General features: G+C 31.9%; 20 protein-coding genes. 15 read left to right on the top strand and 5 right to left on the bottom strand.

Annotation, left to right across the window (positions count from 1 at the left end):
- Positions 1 to 2 precede the first annotated feature (2 nt).
- Positions 3 to 641, bottom strand: coding sequence for a SanA/YdcF family protein (locus Spiro2_RS07930; protein ID WP_338635174.1), 639 nt, complete (start codon positions 639 to 641; stop codon positions 3 to 5).
- Between the two features lie 139 nt (positions 642 to 780).
- Between Spiro2_RS07930 and Spiro2_RS07925 the strand changes: the two genes are divergently transcribed.
- The 10 genes from Spiro2_RS07925 (at position 781) to Spiro2_RS07880 (ending at position 12,711) form a co-directional block, all read left to right on the top strand.
- Complete coding sequence (locus Spiro2_RS07925; protein WP_338635173.1) at positions 781 to 2,616, top strand: hypothetical protein; 1,836 nt, start codon at positions 781 to 783, stop codon at positions 2,614 to 2,616.
- A gap of 900 nt (positions 2,617 to 3,516) precedes the next feature.
- Positions 3,517 to 4,245, top strand: a complete 729-nt coding sequence (locus Spiro2_RS07920) for a hypothetical protein (protein WP_338635172.1) — start codon at positions 3,517 to 3,519, stop codon at positions 4,243 to 4,245.
- A gap of 26 nt (positions 4,246 to 4,271) precedes the next feature.
- Positions 4,272 to 4,658, top strand: a complete 387-nt coding sequence (locus Spiro2_RS07915) for a hypothetical protein (RefSeq protein ID WP_338635171.1) — start codon at positions 4,272 to 4,274, stop codon at positions 4,656 to 4,658.
- Between the two features lie 18 nt (positions 4,659 to 4,676).
- Positions 4,677 to 7,448: a hypothetical protein gene (locus Spiro2_RS07910; protein ID WP_338635170.1), complete on the top strand. Its 2,772-nt coding sequence runs from the start codon at positions 4,677 to 4,679 to the stop codon at positions 7,446 to 7,448.
- Entirely contained in the window at positions 7,445 to 8,323 is an 879-nt protein-coding gene (locus tag Spiro2_RS07905) for a hypothetical protein (protein ID WP_338635169.1), read from the top strand. Before Spiro2_RS07910 ends, Spiro2_RS07905 begins: the two co-directional genes overlap by 4 nt.
- A gap of 39 nt (positions 8,324 to 8,362) precedes the next feature.
- Positions 8,363 to 9,559, top strand: a complete 1,197-nt coding sequence (locus Spiro2_RS07900) for a hypothetical protein (RefSeq protein ID WP_338635168.1) — start codon at positions 8,363 to 8,365, stop codon at positions 9,557 to 9,559.
- Positions 9,560 to 9,561: 2 nt separating this feature from the next.
- Positions 9,562 to 10,206: a hypothetical protein gene (locus Spiro2_RS07895; RefSeq protein ID WP_338635167.1), complete on the top strand. Its 645-nt coding sequence runs from the start codon at positions 9,562 to 9,564 to the stop codon at positions 10,204 to 10,206.
- Positions 10,193 to 10,852: a hypothetical protein gene (locus Spiro2_RS07890; protein WP_338635166.1), complete on the top strand. Its 660-nt coding sequence runs from the start codon at positions 10,193 to 10,195 to the stop codon at positions 10,850 to 10,852. Before Spiro2_RS07895 ends, Spiro2_RS07890 begins: the two co-directional genes overlap by 14 nt.
- The gene (locus Spiro2_RS07885) at positions 10,836 to 11,933 is read left to right on the top strand and encodes a hypothetical protein (protein WP_338635165.1); all 1,098 of its coding nucleotides are present in this window, start codon (positions 10,836 to 10,838) and stop codon (positions 11,931 to 11,933) included. Before Spiro2_RS07890 ends, Spiro2_RS07885 begins: the two co-directional genes overlap by 17 nt.
- Before the next feature lie 139 nt (positions 11,934 to 12,072).
- A complete protein-coding gene (locus Spiro2_RS07880; RefSeq protein ID WP_338635164.1) occupies positions 12,073 to 12,711 on the top strand; it encodes a DedA family protein in 639 nt (212 codons plus the stop codon).
- Between the two features lie 151 nt (positions 12,712 to 12,862).
- Here the strand turns inward: Spiro2_RS07880 and Spiro2_RS07875 are convergent, their stop codons facing one another.
- The 3 genes from Spiro2_RS07875 to Spiro2_RS07865 form a co-directional block, all read right to left on the bottom strand.
- Positions 12,863 to 13,285, bottom strand: coding sequence for a 6-carboxytetrahydropterin synthase (locus Spiro2_RS07875; RefSeq protein WP_338635163.1), 423 nt, complete (start codon positions 13,283 to 13,285; stop codon positions 12,863 to 12,865).
- 2 nt (positions 13,286 to 13,287) lie between these two features.
- The gene (locus tag Spiro2_RS07870) at positions 13,288 to 14,601 is read right to left on the bottom strand and encodes an AarF/ABC1/UbiB kinase family protein (protein WP_338635162.1); all 1,314 of its coding nucleotides are present in this window, start codon (positions 14,599 to 14,601) and stop codon (positions 13,288 to 13,290) included.
- Positions 14,602 to 14,784: 183 nt separating this feature from the next.
- Complete coding sequence (locus Spiro2_RS07865; protein WP_338635161.1) at positions 14,785 to 15,573, bottom strand: S-adenosylmethionine decarboxylase; 789 nt, start codon at positions 15,571 to 15,573, stop codon at positions 14,785 to 14,787.
- A 209-nt stretch (positions 15,574 to 15,782) separates the two neighbouring features.
- Between Spiro2_RS07865 and Spiro2_RS07860 the strand changes: the two genes are divergently transcribed.
- The 3 genes from Spiro2_RS07860 to Spiro2_RS07850 are packed head-to-tail and all read left to right on the top strand — an operon-like array spanning position 15,783 to position 20,228.
- On the top strand, positions 15,783 to 17,207 hold the full coding sequence (locus Spiro2_RS07860; protein WP_338635160.1) for a DHH family phosphoesterase: 1,425 nt from the start codon (positions 15,783 to 15,785) through the stop codon (positions 17,205 to 17,207).
- A gap of 6 nt (positions 17,208 to 17,213) precedes the next feature.
- A complete protein-coding gene (locus tag Spiro2_RS07855; protein WP_338635159.1) occupies positions 17,214 to 17,972 on the top strand; it encodes a hypothetical protein in 759 nt (252 codons plus the stop codon).
- A 57-nt stretch (positions 17,973 to 18,029) separates the two neighbouring features.
- On the top strand, positions 18,030 to 20,228 hold the full coding sequence (locus tag Spiro2_RS07850) for a glutamine synthetase III (protein ID WP_338635158.1): 2,199 nt from the start codon (positions 18,030 to 18,032) through the stop codon (positions 20,226 to 20,228).
- 7 nt (positions 20,229 to 20,235) lie between these two features.
- Here the strand turns inward: Spiro2_RS07850 and Spiro2_RS07845 are convergent, their stop codons facing one another.
- A complete protein-coding gene (locus Spiro2_RS07845; protein ID WP_338635156.1) occupies positions 20,236 to 21,423 on the bottom strand; it encodes an N-acetylmuramoyl-L-alanine amidase in 1,188 nt (395 codons plus the stop codon).
- A gap of 235 nt (positions 21,424 to 21,658) precedes the next feature.
- Here Spiro2_RS07845 and Spiro2_RS07840 point away from each other — a divergent pair, with 235 nt between their 5' ends.
- On the top strand, positions 21,659 to 22,942 hold the full coding sequence (locus Spiro2_RS07840; RefSeq protein WP_338635154.1) for a hypothetical protein: 1,284 nt from the start codon (positions 21,659 to 21,661) through the stop codon (positions 22,940 to 22,942).
- A 216-nt stretch (positions 22,943 to 23,158) separates the two neighbouring features.
- A complete protein-coding gene (locus Spiro2_RS07835; protein ID WP_338635153.1) occupies positions 23,159 to 24,469 on the top strand; it encodes an argininosuccinate synthase in 1,311 nt (436 codons plus the stop codon).
- Positions 24,470 to 24,489 lie beyond the last annotated feature (20 nt).

Raw genomic sequence — 24,489 nt, 5'->3', positions numbered from 1 at the left:
AGTTAAAATACAAAGTTTTTTTCGTCGTAGGGTCTAACCTTAAAAATAACTTGAAAAAAGTCTTTTGTGCGAGCAAAAAATTCTCGAACTGAATAATACCACTTATCTTTACTATTTCCAGCGTTTACACCATCAGCGTCAATTCCTACTTTTCGGGCAATCCATACTGCACGTGTCAAATGAAAATCTTGCGAAATAATATACGCGCTTTTAGCATTAAAAACTTCTTTGGCTCTTAAAATTGTTGCATAAGTGTTGTATCCTTTTTCATCTGTTAGCAAGATATCTTCGGGTACTTCATTTTTTAAGGCAAATTTTTTCATTGCAGCTGTTTCGCTATAGTAGCTGTCTGTGCCATCACCACTCATTAAAATGTGTTGGACTAATTTTCTATTATAAAGTTCAATTGCTGTTTCCATTCTGGCTTTCAATACGCCAGATAGAGCATCGCCGTGCACACTGGCGCCAAGCACAATTGCGTAGTCTTTGGGGGGCTGCTGAAAAGGATCTGTGCGGGAGTTTAAGTACATAATCACGTTTGTAATTAAAAATACTGTGAATAATAGAAAAATTGCAATAGAAATCAAAGTAAAAGAAAATTTTATAATATTAATAATAAGTTGGACGGATTTTAATAACAAACTCACTCCTCTCATTTTAAAAATGATAAAATCACTTCTTCCTATTATTTGTCCAAAATTTGCAGTCAAGTGTCAAATTGCTGAATCTTCTATAAAAAATAAAAATTAACATATAATGGAATAAAATAGGGAGTAAGGGGTGGAAAAAAAAAGAATTTTAAAAAGCATTATTTTACTAAACATAATGTTTTTTATATTTGGGAGTTCTTTTTCTTTAGAAAATCCTGGAGCAATTTCTCCTCCAACCCAAAATGATACGTTTCTATTACCTCCAGTAAGAAGAATTGGCATCGATCTTTTAGATACAAATTTAGATAAATTTAGAGTTTTTATGCGAAAGCAAGATAGGCTTTTGTATGGTGTTCCTGCATTTCCATTTAATGAACGCGATATTCAAAATATGATGGCTGAAATGATTTCGGAGGAAGTTAAAAACTCTGGAAGATTTTGGGATATCTCACTCACTGAGTTTACTAAATTGTTGCCTCTAAACTCTAGCGAAAATTCTAAAATGAATTCTCAAAAAATTGAGAATTTAAAACGTCGACTAGAAGGTGATTACAATATTGATGCTTGGCTTAATGCCTCATTATATTTTGCTCCCGATCAAACCTTAGTGCGTCTTGTACTTAAAGGGGTTGGAGTTAAAGGAACTGTATGGGCACGAGAAGATGTTTTGTTAGATGCACAAGCCAATTCACAAAAAATCCAAAATGCATTTGCTCAGGCGTTGGTAAGAATTATAAATACGATTGGACATGATGGAAAAATTACTTATATTCGAGAAAATTTATTAACATTAGACTTTGGTTTAGAAAGAGGTATTATTCGCGGCAATACTTTATTCGCAGGTTATGTTACTTTATCAAGTTTTCATCCTCAATCAGGAGAGTTTTTACGGGCGCAAAGAATTCCTATTCATCAGCTTAAAGTTTTAGAATCCAGACAGGGGAGTTCATTGTGTCAAATTGTCGCATCCGATAGGATGTCGCATGAACAAGCGATGAAGATTGTTGGAACAAATGATGTCAAAATGCTTGCCTGGCGTCCTTCAAACACTGTTTATCGTGAAGGATGGCGAGAAGCCTATAACCCAGAAATCGCACCCATTTTGGGGGTTGCTGAAGAAGGATTTGGAACCCCACTTACAAAGCAAGATTCTACAAAAGAAACTTTGCGATCAGTTATACCTCCTTTGGTGTTTGAACACGAAGGAAAAGTTGCTAATTCTGATCCTAAAATTTTAATAGAAAAGCAAAAAACTTCACAAGCAGCTGTTCCAAAACAAGAAGAAAAGATTGAGGAGAACCAAACGGTTTTGAGTTCGGCGTGGAATAAAAAAAATGCTGTGATTAATAAACCAGAAACCTGGATTGTTGAGACAATGTTGGTTGGTACGGGTTTAACGTTTGGAACCAGTTATTCTGAAAAATCTGGATTTTCAACAACACTGTTAAACAAAGTTAGTATATCTTCTTATGTTGATATTGATACACAAATTAAATTTAAAGTTATTCCATATTTTCAATATTCATACTTTGATAGCTACGTGATTAATGGCAGTTCTTATTATTTAGGAGCAATATTATTTGATACAATTTATAGAGCATCACCGAGAAATTCTTTATCAATTGGTGCAGGTGTAGAATGGACAAATGGTACTATTGAATATGGTTGCAATTGTATTCCAAATGTCAATGCAACGCATGGTAGTGTAACGTTAAATAGCATGTGGGAAGATGAAGTCTCGAATTTTGGATTATATAATGTTATTGCTGGTTTTTCTTTATTTGATTTTGTCCAAGGCAGTGTGTTTTGGAATTTTAAAACAAATATTCGACCAGATAAAATGTTACCAAAAGAGTTGGTGTTTGATTTTAGTTTGAAGCGATTTAAAGATAATTGGTTTGAGGTCAGTTTGGGAGTTTCTTGGGACTTTAATGCAGAATATAAATATTTAAAACCAATTTTATAAGAATCTAGTTCTTAAAAAAATTACAAATTACAAAATTCTAACTAAAAATATATTGATAACTTTAAAAAATTTATTAAAAATTATAAATAATACAATATATCATTAAAATTTTAAATAATCATAAATCTATTTTAAATATATCGATAAATAATTTAATATATTTACAAAATTATTTTTAAAAAATAAACTCTAAAATATTTTTAATATAAATTTGACTGTTTTAAAAAAATTGTATATTTCATCAATATCTGCCAAGGCAGAAACTTCGCTTTTTAGGGCAGAGATTAAGGTGACTGCAAAAAGTCAGGTTTCAAGTAGGGAACGAAGGCCAAATGTTGCGTTCTAAAAGAGAATAGCCGTGTGTTAATAGTTATAAAAATAATCATTCAGTAAACGTGCATCAAATAGTATTATAAAAAAGAAGTTTTATATAAAAAATAAGGATTATAAAAAATACTTTAAAAAAAATAAGTAAAAAATGCGGATATTTTTTTTCTTGAGAGAATAACAATAAAATAATCATTAATAATTTGAAATAAAAGATATATAAATTACAAAATTTATACTGGAGATAAGAAAATTATGAAATATTGAATTATGAAAAATTATTTTTTCAATATTACAAAAAAAATATAGAATCAATAAAAAATATTAAATTGCTATACATAGAATAATTAATACATTGAAATACTAATAATTATTTTCATTAAAATACAGAATAAATAAAAATTTATTTTAATAAAATGCGACTTACTAAGTTTTATTTTTGGATTTCAAGGAAAAGGTGGTGATCATGAATTGTTAGAAAATATTAACGAAGCACATAAATAGCTAAAATTTAAAATTGAAGCTATTTTTTTATTTAAAAATATTTTTATTCTTATTATATTGGAAAATAGTATGAAAAATAAGATAATACTTAATACTCTTTTAATTTTTTCACTAAGTGTTTCAAAAAATTCAGTTGCAGAAATTTCATACGCAGGAAAATTTTTAAACACAACAGCTACAGGTTGTGCTGTTGGTTTGGGATCTGGATTATTAATTGGAGAATATGGTGGATATGATCCAAAAACAAAACAAAGTGTAACTTGGATGGGTGCTGTAACGGGGTGTTTGTCTGCGACTGTTTTTTCGTACTTTTTTTATGATGATCAAACAAAAGATTTAATACAACGTAATGAACAATTACAGCATATAAACAATCAACTGCAACTGCAATTGCAAGCACAAATAAATAACGGAACATTACAAAATCAAAAATTTTTAACAAATAATAACACGATCAGTTTAATTCTAGAAAACATGCAAATTGCAAAAATTGATCCCGAAAAAATTGGAGGAGTTGACAATCTGATATTTGGATTAAAAAAATGCGATGCTATATATCCTTTGTGGATGGATAAAAATGGATTTGTGCATTCAAATAATGATAAAATTGCATTAGAGGATTCATGGATTCCTGTGTCTCCACATTTTGCATTAAAATCATGGCAGTTTTATTACTCAAAAGATGGCTGTTTTGAAGAAGATAAAAAGTATGGATATTTTGAAAATATTATGCCGGGTTTATCAAGTCAACTAGAAAATCAGCTTCGTTATACAATAACAGCAAAAGAAAAAAATTAAATAACTCAATTAAGGAGATAATTTTTATGCTACTGAAATTAAAAGTAAAAGTTTCACGTTTTTTCTTATATATGATCGCAATATGTCTTCATTTTAGTAGTGCTGTTGTCTTTGCTGCTGCTGATGTCACCATTAAAAGTGATAAATGGAATACTGCAATAAAAGATTTAACTGATAAAATCCGTGACATGTCTCCTACTTTCTTTTTGTTAGGACTTGTTTTTTTGCTTGCCACAGCTGGAGCTTGGATTTGGTTTCCAAAAATTAGACAACAAACACGCTGGGTTTGGGGATCAATTATGCTTATAATTGTTGTTTATTTTGTAGGGAGTTATTTTGCAGACCCTATAAAAAATACATTTGAAGCAGTTCTTGATCCGATCAAATGGATTAGTCCAAAAACAAACCCATAATTTTAAAAAGGATAATTAATGGAAAAAATTAAATTATATTCTAGTTTAGAAAGAAATAAGCCTAAAACATTTTTTTTATTTAAAAGAAAGTCTTTTATAAATGGAATATTTGGTTTTTTAGTTGGAATATTTTTGGGTAATATCTTATCAAATATTGCAGCATTTTTCTCCATTTTTTTTCCGGTATCTTTATCAATACTTTTTTTCATGCTCACAGAATATGCGTATAATGGAAAATATACAAACCAGAGATTTGAAATGTTTTTTTCTAAAATTAAAAAATATTTTAATAATTCAAAATTACGTTTAGAAAAAGAATCTCAAGCAAAATATACTGATACCAATAGCATTTGTAAAAATGATGAACATGTTTTGTATGATTGCTTTGGAAATGAAATTACTGGATTTAAAATTATTGCAAGTGAAAATATTGACTTTTATAATAAGTTTAAAAGTGCTGTTGAAATAATTTTAAAAGCTTTGCCAAGTTTGGATAAAATCCAATTTGTGAGAGTGAATAAAGATATTCATGATAAAAATATTTTTTTTGGGAGAGAAGTCTTACAAGAAAAAAAAGTGAAAAAACAAGAATATTACATATTTATTTCAAATTACTTTGGAAGTAATCAAAAATTCAAAGAATTTTGTGTGAAAAGACTTGAAACAGTAGGAAAAAGATTAAATAGACTTGAAATGAGTAATTATTGTCAATACATTTTTTCTCCAAAAAGCCCAATACTAAATAAAGAATTACCAATTTATCCTGTGACAATTTTTTTTAATGATAAAGAAGTGCGTGCATATAATAGTGATTATGTGCATGGTACAGCGAGTCTTGCGCAAATACCATCAATTGTATTGAGTGATTTTCACCATTTTTATAGATCAATAGATAATCTAAATAGTATAGTTTGTGCTTCATTTACAGGGAAAAATAATGCAATCTCTCAGGCAAAAGAAATTTTAGGTGAAATTCAAAAAGAAAATTTAGATGATACAAAGCGTTCAAATATTAAAAAAATTGAAGCATATGAGCAGCAAAAAATAGATAAAGATGACGGCATTGATATCAATTTAAGTATGACTGTGAACATTGTTGCATTTGGAAAAAAAGACGATGTAGATCAAGCTCTTTCTGAGTTAGAACTGAAAGCCGAAGAGTATCCTCTGTCTTCACAGAGACCAATTTTTTGTCGTGAGAATGCATATTTAAAAGAGTCATTGTTTTCTGTATTGCCAGGGAATCGTTTGTTTAATCCATTTCGTTCCAATACAATTTACTCAACAACAGAAGCATTTTGTTACATTCCAAAGCCTGTTTTTAATTATAATTTTCTCGATGATCGTGCATTTTATTTTCGTACATTAGAAAATACAATTTGGCCGTTTTTATATTACAAGCCAATGTCTACCGTTGTGATTGGTTTGCCAGGGAGTGGAAAAAGTTTAATTGTTGGAAGATTATTTACCCATCACATTGAGATGAGCAAAAAAGGCTATAGGGCATCTGGTTTTATTTTAGATCTTGGTGATTCATTTTCTTTTTTAGAAGACGGCCTCGCCGATTTTACACTAAAACTGAATTATGATAATTTAAATTGTCAGTATTTACCATTAGAAATTTATCCTCTTAATTTATTTAAACCTTTTGCAGATAGAGTCAAGTATGCTAAAAAATTTATTTGTGAAATTATGGGTTTTGATCCAGATGACCACACCTCGCAAACGTCTTCAGACGGAGAATTGATTGCAAATGTTCTTGTTAAATTTTACGAAAAAAATTTAAACAGATTATCAGAATTTAAAGAACTTCTTGAAAATTCATTGCCAGATTTTTTTGAAAAAGTTGCAAATAAAAAAGTAAAAAAAGCAAATTGGGATGAATACAAAGCTCGTTTGAATAATTTTTGTAAAGGAGGACTAAATGGAGGTGTATTTGATCCCGATAATCCTAAATTTTCTGAACATCACTTAAAAAATATTAAATTTTTTTATGCTTGTAAAAATACACAGACAAAAAATGATAGGGCTTTAATAGCCGCATATGTCTCACTTGTGTTGGAATTTGGAAATTTATTAGAAGAAAAGCACAAATCCACAGGTGGTAATAATGAAGCATCCAATTTTTTTTATTGTATAGATGAGTTGCAGTGGTGGAGAGAATACATACCGCACTCTTGGCTTAGAGAACGAGCAAGTCAAAATAGAAAATTTGGATCATCTTTATGGCTGTTAACACAAGATGCATGCGATTTAATTATTCCAAAGCTTGCGTTAGAAAAAGGTTTGATTGCAAGTGAATACAGTTTGCTCGAATCAATGCAACGTTGCTTCTTTTTTACTCTGCCACAAAATCTTCAAGTTCTTTCTATTTTAGCACATGAGCCTCTTGCTCATAATGGAATTGCACAAAAAAATGGTCGTATTGAACAAATGCTTGAAATTGAAAAATCAATTAAAGATTCTATTAAGTCAACAGACAATAAAACAGATAGAATTATTGGTTACTGTGATCAGCATTTAACCATGCAGGCTTTGTATGCAGATTACGAAAAATATTTTTTATGGGCATCAACCACACATGACGGTGGGCGATCGATTCGAAAAAAGGCATTAAAATATTCTGGTCTTCCATTTTTTGATGTGTGCAAAAAATTAGCGCGCTGGAACGATGCCATTCCAGAAAATCAATGCCACGAAGCGTTTGAGAATGACATTTTAAAAACAGCATTTCGAGTTGATGCAATCAATTTAATCAATCAATCAATCACAATCCGAGAAAAAAAATGATATCAGAAAAAGATACAAAAAATCAGATTCAAGATAAAGATCTCCCAAGTTCTGACAAAGACAAAATAATTGGGAGGCGTAATATTTTTTCATTATTTCTTGGCGGAATATCTAGCGTAGCGGTAGCAACAATTTTGAAATCAAAAGCTGCACATGCAACATTATCGCCTAAAGTATCTAACGAAAATATTCTCAAATCAAAAGATCCAGAAACATATTCTCTCATTGATGCTATTGATGATCACCTTAGGGTTATTGCTCATAATACAAACGTTTGGGAGAATGCTCGCAAGAATTTTTTCAAAGAAATGACACAACTTACTGATTATGTTTCAAATTTCGTAACAGAAAATTCTGATTTGGCAAAAATGCGACCTAAAAAATATTCTAAAGCTTTAACTAGCAAAATTAACAGTATCACACCGACTTATCATAATTACAACAATATTTATGAAGTTTGGAAAAAATTAGTGCGAACAAATAAACAACTGAGTCCACAAGAAAAACTATTTGTTGCAGGGGCAAACCAGCATTTAAAAGGGACTTACCATGAAATAAAGGCATTTGTTTTCAAAGAAATATTTAATGATATTCAAACAAAAGTGACTGAAGATAAAAAAAGTGGAAAAATACCTGAGGATATTAATGAATCTGATGCTATTTTTGCTCTGAGCAAACAATTATCTGTTCAGATACAAATATCGCAATATGCAGCAACAACAGAAATATTAAACTCAATCAATATGCTTGTTTTATCAAAAAATCCTTCAGCTTTTCATATACCAGAAAACATGAAGTTACCTAAACTCGAAGACTTTAAAAAAGTACTTGATGCTGCAGTTTCTGGACAAAAATATCCAGAAAATTTTAAATAGTAAACTTAAATATAAATCAAATCAAAAGTAAGGTTTTCTATGTCGAAAATTGGAGAAAGTTTATTACCATTTTTTCAAACGGGATCTGCTTTTATAGCCTTAGGAATGGTGTGTTTTTTAACATATAATATTCTAATTGGAATGTATAGTAAAGATAAATATATTCAAGCAGTTAAATATTGTTTTACATTTGCTGTAGGTTACTTTATTTTAAAGTCTTTGATTGGCAGTTCAGTGACAATTTCTTTAAATGAAGTTAAAATTGAAGCAACACTTCCAAACATAACTCGTATCGGCGGTTGGATTTTTCATTTTGATCGAGTGATTTTAATAGCAAAAAGTATAATTGCTGCGTTACCAATAGCTGCTGCAGCATCTATCACATCAGCAATTGCAATTATTTATGCTGGAATGGCATTGCATATTAAATTAAGTATGAATGCGTGGCGTGGAGTACCAGAAGTTTTTGAGGCATTTTTTTATGGTGTTATTGCATATTTTTGTTTTTCGCACTTTGACTTATTTTATAACGGCATGACTTCATTTTTAGATTCAATTATTAATTCATTTGTTGCTATAGATATTTATCAAAAATATTCAGATGGATTGAGTCCTATTTTTGGATTAAATGGTTATTTTAAGGAAAACATAAATTCATTTAATATGTTAGGTTCATTTACCAATACAATTTCATTATTTCTGGGAGGAATTACTTTAGCATTTTTATTTATTATGGATGTTGTTAATTTGTTATTGTTCTTTTTGCAACATATTGGAATATTAATGTTACCAGTATTTACAATTGCTATTTCTTTTTTTTCAGGAATTGATCCAACAAGACCTTTAAAGCTAGCAGGAGCTTTTGCGAGTTTAACGTTATTAGCAAAATTACAAGTCATTATTTTAAATTTGGTACTTTCATCTTTTGAAAATGTTAACAATCCTTCAGCGATTAAAGGAGTTAATGATCAAATTGTTAAAGATATTTCATCGAATGCAAAAGATATAGGTACTATATTTCAAAATTCATTAGAATTAATGGAATTGGGTATATCGATTTCAGGTGATAATTTTTTATTAATTTTAAAATTTTGTACATCAATTATTTGCGTTATTATTTTGATAATTTTTGTTTCTACAAAAGTTTTAGATCGAATATTTGGCATAATTATAACAAGTCAGATGAAGCCATTTTTTCAACATACAAAAGCAATGCTTGGAAAATTTAGGAGATAATAATGAAAAATAAAGAAAATTTTTTATTGAATATTGGAGAATATGCTGTTTTGATTCAAAAATATTTTTGGATTGTGGGTGTGCCATATATTATAATTTCTCCATTTATTTTTATAAAAATATTAACGCCTGATTCACCTCCAACCGCTCAAATTATGCCAGTTTTAACTTTAAATTCCAATGGTGTTATTAATAAATTAATATGTAACACAAAAACAGATGGGGACGAAATACTTTTACTTGCAAAAGAATTATCAAAAAAAATGATTGCAGCATTTTATACATGGCCCCATAATAAAGATCAAGCTTCTGCAAGAATGGCATCATTTTCAAAATATTTTAATCAAAATAAAAATTCTGAGGCACAATATTTTTTAAGCATAAATACAGCAAAAATTCTATCTGAATCAATTTCATCACAAGCTTCATTTGAAATCGTAAAATTGGAAGCTGATTATGATTTAGAAAATAATGAATTTGTTGTTGTTTTAGATGGTATTCAAAGTACGCTGAGAAATGAGATAAAAACATCACAAAAATTGAGTTTAGATATTTATTTTAAATATGCAAGTGAAGATAGAAAAAAGTATAGCGATGTTTTAATTGAAATTACAAAAATTATGGAAAGAAAAAATGCAAAAATTTAAATTTTACCTAGCAACAATTTTACTTACTTCTAATTTAGCGTTTTCTGATCAAATTGACGGAATTCTTGTTCCGCAAGGAAAATTTGATAGCAAATTTCCTGTTGTTACAATGAAATTAAATAAAATTAATCCTCCAGTTGTACGTGTAACACCCTCAAGACCTACGGTTTTAATATTTCCGCATCAAGTGACTTCTTGTGTGAGCGATAACAATGCAATCATAATTGAAAAAGGAAATCCTATGAAAAATGCAACAGACAATCCTGGATTTTCTACAGTAATTTTAAAAGTTGATGCTGTAAATTTAATTACAATTGATAGCAATATTCCAGAGCAGACTGTAATTAATTGTCAACTTGTTGATGCTAATATTTATCCAATTGGAATTTACTTTACTGATAATAATGCATACAGCGTTGTAAAATTGTTAGATAATAAACAAAAGCAATTTATAGAAAATTTATCTTTTGATATGCATGATTTTCAATCTATTCAGATATCAAAAAATAGAATAATAAAAAATGAAATTAAACGAAATAATTATAAAGATTTAGAAATAAAAAAAATACAAGAATTATCAGCTATACTTAATAAAAATGGATTTTCTCCAATAAAAAAGGAGAACTTATATGCAACAAAAGAATAAAAAAAAATTAATACTTTTTTTACTGTTGTCTGTATTTATTATATTGTGTTCTTTAATTGTAAAATCAATAATAATTAATCCTGATTTACAAGAAACAGAATTGGATAAGGAGGCTAAAAAAGCTTCCTTATCAGATCGATTACGAGCGCAGTCATTAGAAAATGTTGAACTTGGAAAAGCAAAGATTTCTGACATTTCAGAAAATGATTCTTTAATAAATCAAAGTAAAGATGAACAACAGTCGACATCCTTATATACCGATAACAACAATGATAATTATAATTTGAAAGTTTTTGATGAATATCGTGAACGCGATGCAGAAAGTTTTGGTGAGTTGATTTCAAAAATTAGTGACGCAGTTATTCATAAAATCAAAGAAAAAAATTTTGATTTCCATGCGCAACATCAAGCGCAAATGGTTGATTCTCCTAAACAGAGTTCAAAATTTTCCAGACTTACAGCAATGAGTTCACAAAAATTGCAAACAATTTCTGGAGTGGAGCAGGTTGCGGGCAGAACACAAATGTTTAAAGCTGGAACTCGTGTGTACGCAATTCTTCCCGACAAATTAACAGTTTCTTCTAGTGAATCAATTGATACGAGTTTGATTGCTTTTGGATCAACAGAACAAAAATTTCCAAATCATATAACTTTTGTTGGCAAAGCCCAGCTTAATAAATCGCAGAGGCGTGTAGAAATACTGATTGATAAATGTGTCAACACCAGAGATGACTCCCCTCATTTGCCTTGCACTGCTATTGTTAAAGATATTTTGGGAGATAACGGTTTATCTGGAAAAATTTATGATCCGTCAAATTGGCAACTGATTGTTTCAACTGCGAGTACATTTTTAACGACCTACGTGTTGAGTTCGCTCACAACATCCACTACACAAACAGGCATTACGGTTGATCAGTCTATTGCCAATCAAGTGAGACAAGCTCTTTCTGGTTCAATCAATGCTGTTGCTGGAAGAATTAATGATAATTTGACTCGAAATGGCAAAGAAATAACAATTTCATCAGGTTCTATTGTTCAAGTGTTTTTTGTTGAGACAACGAATGCCTGGAACTTAAAGTGAAAATCTCTCCTAATTAAATAACAAAAAAATGTGAATATTTTGCTCTCAAAACTTAAGCTATGCGTCCTCAATGATAAAAAGTTGTAAATTACATGTCTTACAGCTAGAATTTTTTTTTCTGTTGTGTGGGAGTTTGTCGATGGACGCATTTTTTACGCTAGTTGAGTCAGTACTGGCAATATTAAAAAATCCTGTTATTTTAATTCAATTAGTTGGTTATATTGGTTTGATTTTAATAGTTTTTGCAGAAACAGGCTTGTTATTTGGATTTTTTTTACCAGGAGATTCTTTATTAATAGCGGCAGGTCTTTTTGCTGCTAAAGGTGATATGAATGTCTATATTTTACTTTCAACTCTTACTGCGGCTGCAATAATTGGTGATGCTCTTGGGTTTTATATCGGATATAAATTAGGGCCATTGCTTTATAAAAAGGATGACTCCTTGTTTTTTAGAAAAAAACACATTTTGGCAGCAAAGGAATTTTACGAAAAGCATGGTGGTAAAACCATTATTATTGCAAGATTTGTACCAATAATTAGAACTTTTGCTCCAACAGTAGCTGGAGCAGCGCAAATGAATTATCGAAGATTTGCAGTATTTAATATCGTAGGTGCTTTTTTCTGGGTATTTAGTATGGTTTTAGCGGGATATTACCTTGGTCGTGCATTTGGTGAAAAAATTAATGATTATATGCATCTGTTAATTGGGGGCGTTATTATTGTTTCTTTAATTCCACTTGTTATAAACTGGATAAAAATAAAGACGCAGAAAAATTAAATTTATCGCTCAGGCCAAATCTAAATTTAAGTTTAGGTTTAATTTTAAAAAATAATAAAAATTTAATTTATTTAAAAAAAATGAACTTTAAAATTAAATTTTCCTGTTTAAATCGATTCATGATTTTTGTGAGATTAAAAATATTACCTAATTAATCTCTTGTTTTTGTTACCGCATCGAATTCTGTTTCCCAAAGGGTAATTGCATAGAGTTTAATATCATTTGTATTGCAATTTTTTATGGCAATATTTAATCTTTCCCAAATTGAATCGATAAAGACTTCTGCAGTAGGAATTTTTCCTTCTAACCATGGAACATCAAAGTTTAAATGTTTATGATCAACGTCTTCAATAATATTTTTATCAACCAGTTCTTTTAAAAGATCCAAATTAAAAACCATTGAGGTTTCTGGATCTACTTTGCCGGTGATGGCAACTTCTAATTTGTAATTGTGGCCATGTCCATGTATCCCTGCGCATTTGCCATATATTAAAAAGTTTTTCTCATCACTAAATTTAGGGTTGTATAGTCGATGACTCGTGCAAAAGCTAAAATAACGTTTTAAAATTAACATAGCTATTCCTTATTTTTTTGAAGAATGCGACACATCACATTTTTTGTACAAACTGTAGCCCCTAATTTTTCCATAATTATTAAGTTTCCGCCAAGTCTTCTATTAATAAAAATAATTTCGGATGTTGGTGCTCTAAATTTTGTCAGTTTCATATAGCTTAATGACTCTGAGTTTATTCTTTTAAGCTGGTGACAATTTTTCCAAGAATAACTTTCTGCTTGAAAAGGTTCCATCACGATTTCCATAATTTTAATAAAACTATCTTGCGTTTCTGGAGGATCTTCTCGAGTTAAAAACCCCATTTTTTTTGCAAATCGGGTTAATTCAAAGTGTTTTTTTTCAAATGCGGCTTGGGTGAGTTTTGTGTAATTTTCAATTGTGTCATCACTTAATTTTTGTGTCGCACCAAAATCAAGGAGCACCAAATCAGCATTTGATGTAACAAGAAAATTTGCTGGATTAGGATCTGATTGAATATGATGCAATTCAAAAATTTCTGTAAAAACGAGATCGAGTAAAATTTGACCTAACTTATCTCTTTGCTGCATTATATCAGGACTGCTATGCATTTCTTGCGAGTTTTTGGTAAGCCAGTCTTGTAAACTTTCTGCTTCAACCCACTCAGTGACCAAAACATGTTTTGTACAATATTGATCGATGGTCTTTGGAACAATGATATTTGGATGGCTCTTAAAACGTTCGTGGTATAAATTATAATAATTTTTCTCTCTAATAAAATCTAACTCTTGCATAAAAAGATGCTCGACAGCATCAAAAACAGCATCATAGTTAGCAAGATTTGGGATCAAATTTGCAATTTTAATGACTTTTTTCATGCTCTTTAGATCAGATTTAACGCTCGCTTCTAAATTGGGGTATTGCACTTTTACTGCCACAGAAGTCCCATCTTTTAAGCGACCTTTATGAACTTGTCCGATGCTTGCTGCATGAATGGCTTGGTGTTCGATAAATTCAAAATCTTCTAACGATCCAAATTCTTGTAAAAGAATAGGCTCTATAAAACTCCAATCCTTAGCGGTTGCGTGAGATTGCAATTTGGCTAATGCATCTTTCCAGCCAGGTGGCAAAATGCTTTCGTCAACCATACTTAATAGTTGACCTGCTTTCATTGCCGCTCCTTTTAAATCATCCAAACCTTTTGCTAAACGGACTGCAGCATCACTGATAAAGGTGCTGTCCTCGATTGATTGACTTATTTTTCTTTTTAAAACTTCATTACCCGCTTTTAAGGCAGTGCTGCCTAAGGTTCTAATCAGCGATAAAGTTCTATTTTTCGGTGTATTGTGTTTTTTCAAGAATAATCCCTTTATTTGGTTAAAGAAAACACGAAGGGAAAGAGTGAATTCGTTAATCGAACGATATTCTATAATTATTTAGTCATGGAGGCGAACAATTTAGCCCCCAAAAGAAGATATTGAAGGCTTCGTGGGGGCTATGATCAAATTTCTGAGCGGAGGGTTTGATTTTAAGACAAAAGCTTACTTAATCAATCGCGCGACAGAATCCATTTCTTTGCGAATTAAAATCATCTTTTCTGCTGCAACATCAGGTGGCACTGTGCGAGGATTTCTAAAATAACTGCTTTCATCAAGCTCACGTCTGCAGAATATCGTTTGAAATGTATGATGCTCAGGAGAGTTTTTATCAAAAGTATCATAGTCTCTCAATATCATAGGAGATACGTATTTTGTAATACTTGTCATTTCGTGATCCATAAACACTTTTTCGTTGCGTTTATTGCGTGCAAAGCCCCGAACAACATAGTCCACACAAACCACATCTGTTTCAAATGCTTTGAACATAAAATCAAGCGCGTATAGTGGAGAAATGCTCCCGCACGTTGCAATATCAATATCAACCCGAAAGCTACAAATTCCGGATGGATCAAGGCTGTCAGGGTAAGTGTGGGCACAAATATGGCTTTTGTCTAAATGAATAGAGACTGTAGATTGTGCCATTAAGTTGGATGCTTTTGAAGAAGAAAATTGAGTTGCCGCTTGAGTTGCTTGATCGCCTTTGAGATCACTCATAAGAAGTACAACGCTTGCTCCGTAAGGATCGAAATCTTTTGAGTTAACGTTTAGCACTTCTGCATCAATGATTTCTGCAATACGGATAAGTTGGGATTCAATTTGTCGGGCAGAATACTTTTCGTCGATATACCTGATGTATGATGCTCTTTCCTCATCGTTTAGAGCTACAGCAAAGTCATAAAGATTGAAGCTTAAAGCTTTGGTAAGGTTGTTAAAACCAAGTATTTCTGTCATTTTATATCCTCAATGAGAGCTGCTTGAATTTGCAAACAAGCAGGATCTTTTACGCAAGCGCTTGAAATGAATCGAGTTGTGAATAGAAAGACACGATGATTTTGCCTCTTCATCACTATTTCGGTAAAGTATTGTAGCATAGTCTGTCTTGCAAGGGTATTTTTTATGTTTCGTTATTTTTTTAAGAAATAGGCTTTAAGGTGTAACTCATGGATTCTAAACGTGGCCTTTTTTTGGTGATTTGTGATGATCCGGAACTCACTTCAACGCTTGTTCATATTCAAAAAAGTATGGACATTAAGGTTTGGCTGCCAAATAAGCAAAATCAGTTGCAATCGTCGTTGATTGAGGCATGTGAGAGTCCTGTTGGGAAGCAGGACATTTTGGTAAAAGGAGATATTACCAAGCCGTCTTTTTTTTCGCAATGGGGTCAATATGATCCTATTTGTGTTGTCTTGTCTCTTAAAGAAAACGAAAAATATTCAAAAGTTAGGGAGATTATTTTAGAAGAATTGCCAGAATCAAGAATTTTATCGTTTCAAATGGCGCACCCTACAGAAAAGCCGCGAAAGCTGGTTGATAATGATCGCGAGCTAGTTTTATCGTGGACAGAACTGTTAAGTCGTCCAATTAGTGCAGAACTGAGACATATAGAAAGCACTCATCGTGTCAAAGAAATTCGGGATATCTTAAAAGAGGGAGATAAAATTGCTCTTTTATTACAACCCGATCCCGATCCTGATGGCTTGGCCTCTGCCCTGGCTCTAAGAACCCTGCTTGGTCGAAATAAGGTGTCCACCCCAATTGTTAGTTTCGGCAAGGTCACAAGACCCGAAAATATTGCGATGATGAACCTTTTGGATTTAGAGGTTGTTACCATAAAGCCACAAGATCTGGAGAATTTTGATAAAGTAGCCCTCCTTGATACACAACCTGGCCATTTTACAGTTCAACTGCCAAGGGTTGATGTGATTATTGATCACCATCCCATGGTTGGAAATTATACGGTACCTTATTGTGATATCCGTTCTAAATATGGAGCAACCTCGACAATACTAACCGAATATCTTAGAGCTGCTGCGGTCACAATTGGACAACGTCTCGCAACGGCATTGATATATGGAATTAAAGCAGATACCTTGCATTTAAACCGAGAAGTGATTGACGCTGACTTATATGCCTTTGTATCTTTGTACCCTGATATTAATTACAATCTTCTAAGAAGAATGGAAAAGCCAGAAATCCCTTTACCATTTGCCCCTATATTAGCGCATGCTTTATTAAATATGGCATTACAAGATAAGCTTTTGGTAAGTTATTTAGGTAATGTTGTTCGTGAAGATCTCATTCCGCAATTAGCTGATTTTATGTTACAATTTGAAGGTGTCGAATGGGTTGTTTGTGCAGGTATTTTTGAAAATTCATTGGTGATGAGCGTGAGAAACGTAGGGTATGTCAAAAATGCAGGGGATGTTGTTAGAAGAATTATTAATGGAATTGGCAATGGCGGAGGACACCGCACAATGGCCAAAGCCATTTTTCCGATTGAAGCATGGGAAAAAAAATTTGGCTCTCTCACTGAGGGTAAAATTCAGTCAAATGTTTTAAAACTTTTTCTTGCAGAGGTGTCATAAGTTATTATGGAAAACTCATCGATGCTCAAAATAGATATAAAACCACTTCATTTTGGTTTTGGATTTGGTGCAGATGAAATTTTAAAAAGATCACTAAAAAAAGCAGTGGATCCTGAAAATGTGTTAAGCGAATCTGAAACAGTCACTCTAAAAGAATATCCTGATAATAGTTTATTACATCCACTTACTGAAAAAACATCTTTTTCTACTACAGTTGTAGAAACTTCAACTAATCATGATACAAATAAATATAAAACAAACAATATCCAGCAAATACAAAATAATATACCTAATTCAAGATATTATGTTCATCCTTTTTTTGCGTTTTTGGCTTGGACTGTTGATGCGTTTTTTGGCTTGTGCTTTTTAGTGATTTCAATCTGTTTTAATTACTTTTTTTTACCAAAAGGTTTTTTTGAAATTTCTCCATTTTTTTTAAAATATCTTACTTTTTTAAATTTTGATACAAATATTGCATACACATTCTTGTTTTCTTTACAAGTTTGGTTTTTAATGGCTCTATTGGTCTTTGTCTTTCAATATACAATTTTAGGTTTTGAAGGTGCAACATTAGGTCGATGGATATTTGGAGTCACTATTCAAAACCATAAAGATCGCTTAGCAAAAATTAGTGAAAAAACAAAAATATTTGCAGCACTTTCTGAAGCAATGTTACTTGGCGGCATTTTATCTTTTATATTTATAATTATTTTTCCTTCTCGCGTTCCTATATTTTTCTGGTTGAGATATTCTACAAAAATCTAGATAAGATTTTTAAATTTTTTGTTCTAAAATTTTTTGATCATTATGGAGTTAAATCTCATGTCAGAGCATTCTTCATTTTCTGCAGCAGCAATACGTAAAATTTTTCGTCCACTTACCTTTGAAGGAAAACAATCTCGTATTGTTGATTATTTTGGTACGAATGTTTTTGATTTGCGTGCAATGGCAAAAAGATTATCAAGTCGAGATTTAGAAATAATTGCAAAGCTTATCAAAGTTGGTGGAAAAATAGATATTGCATTAGCAGAACGGGTTGCGACTGCGGTTAAAGAGTGGGCGATAGAAAAGGGTGCAACACATTATTGTCACTGGTTTCAGCCACAAACAGGAGAAACGGCAGAAAAGCACGACGCTTTTTTATGGCTTGATAAACAAGGAAATCCTATTGAGCGATTTACAGGTCCAGAATTACTGCAAAGTGAGCCTGATGCATCAAGCTTTCCTTCTGGGGGTATTCGCTCAACGTTTGAGGCAAGAGGCTATACAAGTTGGGATCCGTCGAGTCCCATGTTTATTATTGAAACAGAAAATGGAAAGACTCTTTATATTCCTTCAGTTTTTATTAGTTACCATGGAGAAGCTTTGGATTTTAAAACGCCATTGTTTCGTTCTAATGCGGCAATCTCTCGAGAAGCAGTTAAAACTCTTCATTATTTAGGTGAAACTCATATTGATTATGCTGTGACGTCTATAGGTCCTGAGCAAGAATTTTTTTTGGTTGATAAAAAGCACTTAAACAACAGAATGGATTTGCGATTGGCTGGTCGGGCGATTTTTGGACGTAAGCCTCCAAAAGGACAAGAGCTCGACGATCATTATTTTGGTCATATTCCAAGTCGTGTTCACGCTTTTTTTAGTGAACTTGAGGTTGAGCTGTATAAGCTAGGAGTTCCTGTTAAAACGCGACATAATGAAGTGGCACCAGGCCAATATGAAATTGCACCTATTTATGAGTCTTCAAATTTAGCTGCGGATCATAATCATCTTGTGATGAAATGCATAAAAACAATTTCATTGCGCCATGGTTTTGTGTCTTTGTTGCATGAAAAACCTTTTGCAGGGTTAAATGGCAGTGGTAAGCACTTAAATTGGTCTATTTCCGATTCATCTGGGCGCAATCTTCTTGAGCCGGGGGCTACTCCCCATGAAAATCTTGTATTTTTAACTTTTCTTTGCGCAATTCTGTTAGGAATTCATGACAACAGCGATGTGTTAAGAGCCTCAATTGCTTCTGCAGGAAATGACCACAGGCTTGGCGCTAATGAAGCACCTCCAGCAATTATTTCTATATTTCTAGGAAATTCATTAGATAAAATTTTAAATGCCATTGAGTCTGGAGATTTGAACAAAGTCAATCCAGAAAAAGTCATGATTGATTTGGGAGTCACTCATATTCAAGATGTTGCAAAAGACAATACAGATAGAAATAGAACCTCTCCCTTTGCGTTTACCGGAAATAAATTTGAGTTTCGTGCTGTAGGTTCAAGCGCATCGATCAATTATCCTTCAGCAATACTAAATGCTGCAGTTTATGATGGCTTAAGTAAACTAAATAAAAAAATAGAAAAAAAATTAAATCATGAAAAAATTATGGATCATGATTTGTTGCTTATTTTACGAGAAATTATTATTCAAACAAAAAAAATTAGATTTGAAGGAAATGGTTATTCCCAAGAATGGGTGCTAGAAGCGCAAAATCGAGGATTGTCCAATTTTACAAATACTCCAGAAGCTCTTGCTGTTTTGGCTAATCAAGATAAAACAAAATTTTTGGAGCAAGCAAAAATTTTTAGTGCTGACGATATGATAAGTCGTCTTACTGTTCAACATGAACGTTATATCAAACAATGCTTAATTGAAGTCAATTGCGCAATTGAAATGGTGCAAACAATGATTTTACCATCCGCAATTCGATATTTAAAACAGCTCATGGAGCATACTAAGCTTGCTATGGAACTAAATATTATGTCTCCAGCAAAAAAAATTTCAGAAAACTTTGCTGCTTGTATGTCAAGAATGACAGTTGCATTGGATAATTTAAAAACGCAATTAGAAAAAATAACATTTGGCGAATCGTTTGAACATAAGAATTTATGTAAACTTAGTGCATCAATAGCCTCTGGTCTGTTACCAAAACTCGAAGAATTGCGGTGTGCTGTGGATAATATTGAATGCTTTATTCCTAAAGATATGTGGCCATTGTCTAAATACGAAGAGATGATTTTTGGAATTGAATAATCTTTTTTTAGTAACTACATCCCATTCGGACTTTTGCTGGATATTTTTCCATTAACGCTTGTATAGTTGCTAAGACTTTTAGATTATCCGCATCCGTTTCTCCTTGATTGCCTGCTGCCATATCGGATTTGCTATCAGGAGTGTGTTCTGTATCGTGCTTTGAACGATTGTCAACAATTTCATCGACACTTTCTTTTTCATGTTCTAAGTAGAGAGAAGGAAGATAATGCATAATAAATGCTTCAATGGCAAAGTTGGTTTTTTTGTCATCAAAAATATTATTGTTGGGTTTTTTAAAACCGTACTCATTAATTTGGTTTAATGTTGTATAGTCATCAAGAGCTGTGTGTTTTAAACTATAATTGATTTTTTTAAGTTTATTTTCTATTGATTTATTAGAGACATTATCTTTTCTAATATCATAACCGTATTCATAAAGTTTGAGTTGCACAAGAAGCCTGGAAATATTATTACCAATATTATCTTGAATATTTTTTATTTCTTTTTTAATTTCTTCGTCAGTTGCCCATGCTCCTATTCCATTTTCAGCAAGCATTTTCCAGGGAAATAGTGGTCCTGGATCTACTTTTCTATCAACAGCAATATCAGCATGTCCAATAACGCATAGCGGATCAATATTATATCGTTGTTGAATATCTTTTGCTAAAGAAACAATAAGCTTTTGTTGCTTTTCAGGAAATTCAAGCCACTCAATTGTTTTTTTTGAGCATGATTTTCTATTATTTTTGCATTTAAAACCTAAGTTAACAATTTCGATACCAACAGAAATTACATTCATATTTTTTCTATTTTTCCATAGGCTTGATCCAGCATGTTGGGCGCGGCGGTTTTCGTTGACAATGCGGTAAATTGTATCTCCGCTTGCAGGAATCAGCCAATGCGAGCTATTGCCTCCTGTTGTTAACGAGCGAAGTGATTTTTTAAATGATTGTGCTGTGTAATGAAATACAATTGAGCTAATTCCCTCGTTTTCAATGCGATGCGGATAGTCTTCATCAGTAATATAATCTTCATTTATAATATAGGGGATAGTGTGGACTGCATTAATATCAGGATTTCCCTTTGCAGATTTTTCTTTTTTTATATTTTTTGTTTTATCGCTCGTGCTTTCAGTGCTTTTACAGGCTATAAAAACAATCGAAAGCAATAAATTTATAGCAAGCAGTGTTCTCATTGGTAGTCAACCTTTGAATTTTATAATCTTTTAATAAATAGTTAATTTTTACTAAAAGGTTTATCAAATACAAAGTTATCATTATTTTTAGCAAACTCTGAGTATAAAATTTACCTGTTTTAATTTTGGCATCTGCAAATTTAAAATATAGGCACAAATTTATTTAATATAAAGTTTCTTTTTATGTTATTATAAATTGTATAATAGTGTGAGTTAAAATTTTTGGAGTAAGACAATGAAAAATTTTATCTTTTTTTCAATTAAAAATTTTTCTGTATTGATCTTTTTATCTTTTTTGCAATTTTTTGCTATATCTGCAGAAAAATCAGATAAATTAAATAGTTATTTGCTAATCGGAGCAAGTGATCGATCCGGTAAGGGCGCCGTTTTTCGCTGTACCTTAGAGGGAAAAAACTGCATTGAGTTTTTGGGTGGCAATAAAAAATTTAAAGACTCTTCAAATCCTACTTATACCACACCTAATTTATATATTGGGGATAGTTTTGGATCGAGTCTTTTTATCTATGATAACTTAATATATATAGGCTCAATTAGTAGAAATAATAAAAAAGCAACAGATGCAGGCAGTATTTCGAGCGCAAATTTTAAAGATGATGTGGGTACAATTTTTGAATGCAAATTAAATGGAGACAATTGCAGAGAATTTATTGGCGGTCATGTTGGTTTTCCTAATGCACAGGATGCAGAAGGAAGAGGAATGCGTCAGTTTTCGGGAGATTACTTTGGTGTGAGTTTATCTTTTTACAACGATAAACTTTATGCAGGAGCCTATGGGAGAGATAGCAATTCAAAAGATGAGACGGGTGTATTGGTGCGTTGTAATGCCGATGGTCGTGGTTGTATTGAGTTTATAGGTGGTAAAAATAAAGCGACAGATAAAAATAAATTATTTTCAGCCTATGATCATTTTGGTTATAGTGTAAATATCAATAAAAATAAATTATTTGTTGGTGCAAAAAATAAAAATGGTGGAAGTGGCGCTGTGTTTAAATGTAATTTAGATGGCAGTCAATGTTCATTATTAAATGTTAGCAATTTAAAATTAAGTACCAATGATACTTTTGGTTCTGATCTCGCCTCGAATGCAGACAATTTGTTTGTTGGTGCAATGGGACGAAACGGTTACCCTCCTTCAGATCCCGAACAATATGACATAGGCGCTGTTTTTAAGTGTAATAGTGATGGAAACAACTGTAGCGAATTTTTAGGTGGACAAAATAAATCATCGGCTAGAGAACTTGGATTAGCGCAAGATGATTTTTTTGGATCAAGTATTGCTTTAACAAGTGAATATATATTTATAGGTGCAAAGGGAAGAAAAGATAATAATGATAATCGTGTTGGCGCTGTATTTCGGTGCAAGCTTGATGGTTCAGAATGTTTAGAGCTCGTTGGTGGAAAAAATCAAGAATATCTTAAATCAGCTTCGTTTGAATTGAATGATGGAGAATTTTTTGGTTCAAGTTTGGCAATTGTAACGTTATCAGAAGAAAATTAACAATTGACATTCCTCTACAAATGTAATACATCCCTTTGGATAATTTTTAATCCCTTGTTTCTTAAAGGTTCGTCATGTTTTTTAGTAATATGAAATATCTTAAGTGCTTTGACGAATATGAGATAGTTTGTTGTGTCGATCTTGTTATTTTTTAATTTTTAGCTCCGCATTGCGGGGCTTTTTTTTATCTCTTTATTAATTTTGTTGGAGTTAAATATGCAGAAGTATCTAAAAGTTGCTTCGTATGAAGGCAGAGTCGGAGAAATTCGTAAGGTTGTCTTATTATATTCTGGAGGACTAGACACTTCGGTTATGCTCAAATGGATTCAAGAACAATATCATGCTGAGGTGATTGCATTAACAATTGATATTGGACAACAGTCAGACAATTTAGAAGAAATAAGACAGAAAGCGCTATGTCTTGGAGCTAAAAAAGCATTTGTTGTCGATGCAAAAAAAGAATTTGCTTACGAATACATTGCAAAAGGAATCAAAGCGAATGCCCGCTATCAAGGAGATTATCATTTGGCAACTCCCCTTGGACGTCCTCTGTTAGCAAAAATTGCGGTTGATATTGCACGACAAGAAAACTGTGATTGTATCGCACATGGTTGTACTGGAAAAGGAAACGATCAAGTGCGCATTGAAGGAACGGTGTTAACTCTTGCGCCGGACATGAAAATCATTGCTCCTGTAAGGGAGTGGGGAATGGGGCGTGATGAAGAGTTGGAGTATGCATCGCTTCATCATATTCCTGTTAAACAAACACACGATTCGCCTTACAGTTATGACGATAACATGTGGGGTGTGTCGGCAGAAGGGGGTGAAATTGAAAACCCCTCTTTGGTGCCAAACTTAAAAAATATTTTGCAAGTTTGTAACACAGTGGAAGAGACACCCAATCAAGCTTGTTTTGTAAAGTTATGTTTTTTAGCAGGACTTCCAGTAAAATTAAATGGTAAAGAAATGGATTTGCCATCTTTAATTCAAAACTTAAATCACATTGCAGCATTGCATGGGGTGGGGGTTTCGCATCATCTTGAAGATCGCATTGTTGGATTGAAAGTACGTGGCATTTATGAGTCACCTGCGGCACATACAATTATTTGTGCACACGAAGCACTCGAAAAATTTGTTTGTACAAAATTAGAAAATGAATTTAAGCATCTTGTCGATCAAAAATGGGGCTATCTTTGTTATGGTGCATTATGGCATGAGCCATTGATGAAAAATTTAAATGCATTTATTGAAAAAATTAATGAAAAAGTAACGGGTGTTGTTACAATAAAATTATTTAAAGGTAAATTAGACGTTTTGGCAATAGAAACCCAAAAAGGAATTTTTGATGAAAAATTAGCAACATTTATGAAAAATGACGCATTTAATCAAAATGCGTCAGCAGGATTTATAGAAATTTATACAATGCAAATGCGAATGTCTCAAGAAAAAGAACAGTATAATTTTGTATCTTTAAATAGCGAAAAAAATAAAGAAAATATAAGCAAATCCGATTTAATTTTGCATTAAATTTATTAATCTAATCTTTT

The organism is Spirobacillus cienkowskii, from assembly GCF_037081835.1.
Taxonomy (GTDB): Bacteria; Bdellovibrionota_B; Oligoflexia; order Silvanigrellales; family Silvanigrellaceae; genus Silvanigrella; species Silvanigrella cienkowskii.
Note: the sequence above shows the minus strand (reverse complement) of the source record. Positions and strands in the feature narration are given on the sequence as shown.